Genomic DNA, 1,258 nt, shown 5'->3' on the forward strand with positions numbered 1-1,258 from the left:
TGTAGTGGTCAACTAAAATTGGCCACGGTTTTAGAGTTTTCCCAATATAATCGTTCTGATTCATTGGGAGTTAGACCACCGTTATACTGATGTGGCCTGAGTTGGCAGTAATATCCGATAATGTAGCGGGTGATCTCTTGTTGAGCCTCAGCGAAGCTACGATAACCCACAGTTGGCACCCATTCCGTCTTCAGACTTCTAAAGAAGCGCTCCATCGGCGCATTATCCCAACAGTTTCCTCGGCGAGATAAACTCTGTTTTATTTGAAAACGCCACAGCAATTGACGGTATTTACGGCTAGTATAGTGACTCCCTTGATCGCTATGGAACATGACACCTTTTGGCTTTCCGCGAGATTCATAGGCCATAGACAGCGCTTTACCTGTCAACCGACTATCAGGCGACAAAGACATTGACCAACCGATCACTTTGCGGGCAAAAAGATCGATAACGACCGCTAAATACATCCACCTATTACCTGTCCAAATATACGTAACATCACCAACCCAGACTTCATTTGGGGCGGTAACAGCAAACTGACGACCTAAGTGATTTGGAATTTCAATATGTTCTTGTGAAGCCTTTCTGTAACGATGCTTTGGTTCTTGGCAGCTCACTAAACCAAGAGTTCTCATTAGCTTTGTTGCTCGGTATCGGCTCAGCTTTACACCCTGATTTGTGACTATATCTGCAATGGTTCTCGCTCCCGCAGAGCCATTGCTTGCGGCGTGAGCCTCGCTAATCAAGCTGCGCAGTTTTATTGTTTCCGCATTAATTAACGCTGGGCGTTTAAGCCAATAGTGATAACTACTTCGATGAACATTGAAGACTTCGCATAATATTTTTACGCTGTGGCTCTGCTTGAGTTTCTTGATTGTCAAGAATTGTTCAGTGAGTCCGACATCAAGAGAGCCGTGGCTTTTTTTAGTATTTCATTATGCTCTTCAAGGCGAGCCAGTTTCTTTTTCAATTCCCGAATTTCTATTTGCTCAGGGGTCATAGGTGAAGCTTTCGGTGTTTTCCCTTGGCGTTCTTCTCTAAGCTGGCGAACCCATTTATCCATCGTGGACTTGCCCACATTCATGGCTTGGGCTGCTTCAGTCACTGAGTAATTTTGGTCTAAGACTAGCTGCGCTGCTTCTAACTTAAATTCTGCGCTAAATAGTCGTCTTGCACGTTTTGTCATAATGTCACCTGTTAACTTATGAGGTGATGATATCACCTCTAACTAAGTGACCAAATTCACTATGCCACTACA

At 44.2% G+C, this 1,258-nt stretch carries 1 protein-coding gene; it reads right to left on the minus strand.

Going from position 1 to position 1,258, the window contains the following annotated elements; all coding sequences use genetic code 11:
- Positions 1-8 precede the first annotated feature (8 nt).
- A protein-coding gene (locus R8N28_RS25415; protein ID WP_318183682.1) for an IS3 family transposase occupies positions 9-1,186 on the minus strand; the annotation gives its coding sequence in 2 pieces (ribosomal slippage) (positions 9-928 and positions 928-1,186; 1,179 coding nt in all).
- Positions 1,187-1,258 lie beyond the last annotated feature (72 nt).

The sequence above is a fragment of the Vibrio sp. Vb1554 genome (assembly GCF_033344235.1).